We start from the raw sequence: 3,269 nt of genomic DNA on the forward strand, positions 1-3,269 counted from the left end.
GCGTGGCGACGTCCTACTCTCACAAAGGGAAACCCTTCACTACAATCGGCGCTAAGAAGCTTAACTTCTGTGTTCGGCATGGTTACAGGTGTATCCTTCTTGCTATCGCCACCACACTATTCAATTGAGTAAGTGTTGCTCACTCAAAACTGGATCGAAGAAATCAAAACGCTACGAGTTTACGTGCTTTTTTCTTTTTGGTTAAGTCCTCGATCGATTAGTATCAGTCCGCTCCAACCATCACTGGCCTTCCACTTCTGACCTATCTACCTGATCATCTCTCAGGGATCTTACTTTCTTAAAGAAATGGGAAATCTCATCTTGAGGTGGGCTTCACACTTAGATGCTTTCAGCGTTTATCCCTTCCCTACATAGCTACCCAGCGATGCCTCTGGCGAGACAACTGGTACACCAGCGGTAAGTCCATCCCGGTCCTCTCGTACTAAGGACAGCTCCTCTCAAATTTCCAACGCCCGCGACGGATAGGGACCGAACTGTCTCACGACGTTCTGAACCCAGCTCGCGTGCCGCTTTAATGGGCGAACAGCCCAACCCTTGGGACCGACTACAGCCCCAGGATGCGACGAGCCGACATCGAGGTGCCAAACCTCCCCGTCGATGTGGACTCTTGGGGGAGATAAGCCTGTTATCCCCAGGGTAGCTTTTATCCGTTGAGCGATGGCCCTTCCATGCGGAACCACCGGATCACTAAGCCCGACTTTCGTCCCTGCTCGAGTTGTAGCTCTCGCAGTCAAGCTCCCTTCTGCCTTTACACTCTTCGAATGATTTCCAACCATTCTGAGGGAACCTTTGGGCGCCTCCGTTACCTTTTAGGAGGCGACCGCCCCAGTCAAACTGCCCATCTGACACTGTCTCCCAGCCCGATAAGGGCTGCGGGTTAGAGTGGCCATAACGCAAGGGTAGTATCCCACCATTGCCTCCATCGAAACTGGCGTCCCGATCTCTACGGCTCCTACCTATCCTGTACATGCGGTACAGACACTCAATATCAAACTACAGTAAAGCTCCATGGGGTCTTTCCGTCCTGTCGCGGGTAACCTGCATCTTCACAGGTACTAAAATTTCACCGAGTCTCTCGTTGAGACAGTGCCCAAATCGTTACGCCTTTCGTGCGGGTCGGAACTTACCCGACAAGGAATTTCGCTACCTTAGGACCGTTATAGTTACGGCCGCCGTTTACTGGGGCTTCAATTCGTACCTTCGCTTACGCTAAGCACTCCTCTTAACCTTCCAGCACCGGGCAGGCGTCAGCCCCTATACGTCATCTTTCGATTTTGCAGAGACCTGTGTTTTTGATAAACAGTCGCTTGGGCCTATTCACTGCGGCTGCTCGTTAGAGCAGCACCCCTTCTCCCGAAGTTACGGGGTCATTTTGCCGAGTTCCTTAACGAGAGTTCTCTCGCTCACCTTAGGATTCTCTCCTCGACTACCTGTGTCGGTTTGCGGTACGGGCCGTTGTTTTCTCACTAGAAGCTTTTCTTGGCAGTGTGACATCAGAAGCTTCGGTACTATTATTTCCCTCCTCATCACAGCTTGTCCGTATAGGTAGAAGCATTTGACTCCTACCAAGACTTACTGCTTGAACAGACATATCCATCAGTCTGCACTTCTTAGCCTCCTGCGTCCCTCCATTGCTCAAACAAAAACAACGGGTACAGGAATATCAACCTGTTGTCCATCGCCTACGCCTGTCGGCCTCGGCTTAGGTCCCGACTAACCCTGGGCGGACGAGCCTTCCCCAGGAAACCTTAGTCATTCGGTGGACAGGATTCTCACCTGTCTTTCGCTACTCATACCGGCATTCTCACTTCTAAGCGCTCCAGCAGTCCTCACGATCTGCCTTCAACGCCCTTAGAACGCTCTCCTACCAATGCACCTAATGGTGCACTCCACAGCTTCGGTAAACTATTTAGCCCCGGTACATTTTCGGCGCAGGGTCACTCGACTAGTGAGCTATTACGCACTCTTTAAATGGTGGCTGCTTCTAAGCCAACATCCTAGTTGTCTGTGCAACCCCACATCCTTTTCCACTTAATAGTTATTTGGGGACCTTAGCTGGTGGTCTGGGCTGTTTCCCTTTCGACTATGGATCTTATCACTCACAGTCTGACTCCCGGATATGAATGAATGGCATTCGGAGTTTATCTGAATTCGGTAACCCGAGATGGGCCCCTAGTCCAAACAGTGCTCTACCTCCATCATTCTCAATTCCGAGGCTAGCCCTAAAGCTATTTCGGAGAGAACCAGCTATCTCCAAGTTCGTTTGGAATTTCTCCGCTACCCACACCTCATCCCCGCACTTTTCAACGTACGTGGGTTCGGTCCTCCAGTGCGTTTTACCGCACCTTCAACCTGGACATGGGTAGATCACATGGTTTCGGGTCTACGACAACATACTCATTCGCCCTATTCAGACTCGCTTTCGCTGCGGCTCCGTCTCTTCAACTTAACCTCGCATGCTATCGTAACTCGCCGGTTCATTCTACAAAAGGCACGCTATCACCCATTAACGGGCTCTAACTTGTTGTAGGCACACGGTTTCAGGATCTATTTCACTCCCCTTCCGGGGTGCTTTTCACCTTTCCCTCACGGTACTGGTTCACTATCGGTCACTAGGGAGTATTTAGCCTTGGGAGATGGTCCTCCCGGATTCCGACGGAATTCCTCGTGTTCCGCCGTACTCAGGATCCTCCTAGGTGTTATCCAAATTTCGCCTACGGGGTTTTTACCCTCTTTGACATACTTTTCCAAGTATTTCGACTATCTGAATAGACTACCATATCGGAGTCCTACAACCCCAACAAGCAAGCTTGTTGGTTTGGGCTTTTCCCGTTTCGCTCGCCGCTACTCAGGGAATCGAATTTTCTTTCTCTTCCTGCAGGTACTTAGATGTTTCAGTTCTCTGCGTCTACCTCGACTGCGCTATGTATTCACGCAGACGTAACATCCTATAAAAGATGCTGGGTTTCCCCATTCGGAAATCTCTGGATCATAGCTTACTTACAGCTCCCCAAAGCATATCGGTGTTAGTCCCGTCCTTCATCGGCTCCTAGTGCCAAGGCATCCACCGTGCGCCCTTATTCACTTAACCTTTGACCTTACGGTCGGTTTTGAGTACTTCTTCTAGCGATAGAAGGTTGCTCAAGAAAATAAGCGTTGAACTTATTAAAAAACTCTTTTAACATTTCAACTCGGTGTGTGTTACTTGTTTTGATTTTTTCTTCGATATCCAGTTTTCAATGAACAAA

The 3,269-nt window shown here is 49.9% G+C and carries 2 rRNA genes; both read right to left on the reverse strand.

The features are described from left to right. Positions 1 to 116: ribosomal RNA gene (gene rrf / locus IGI88_RS18425) — 5S ribosomal RNA — on the reverse strand. An 81-nt stretch (positions 117 to 197) separates the two neighbouring features. After that, a 23S ribosomal RNA gene (locus tag IGI88_RS18430) occupies positions 198 to 3,112 on the reverse strand. Positions 3,113 to 3,269 lie beyond the last annotated feature (157 nt).

Origin of the sequence: Enterococcus sp. AZ179 (assembly GCF_050498885.1) — a bacterium.
Lineage (GTDB): Bacteria > Bacillota > Bacilli > Lactobacillales > Enterococcaceae > Enterococcus_D > Enterococcus_D entomosocium.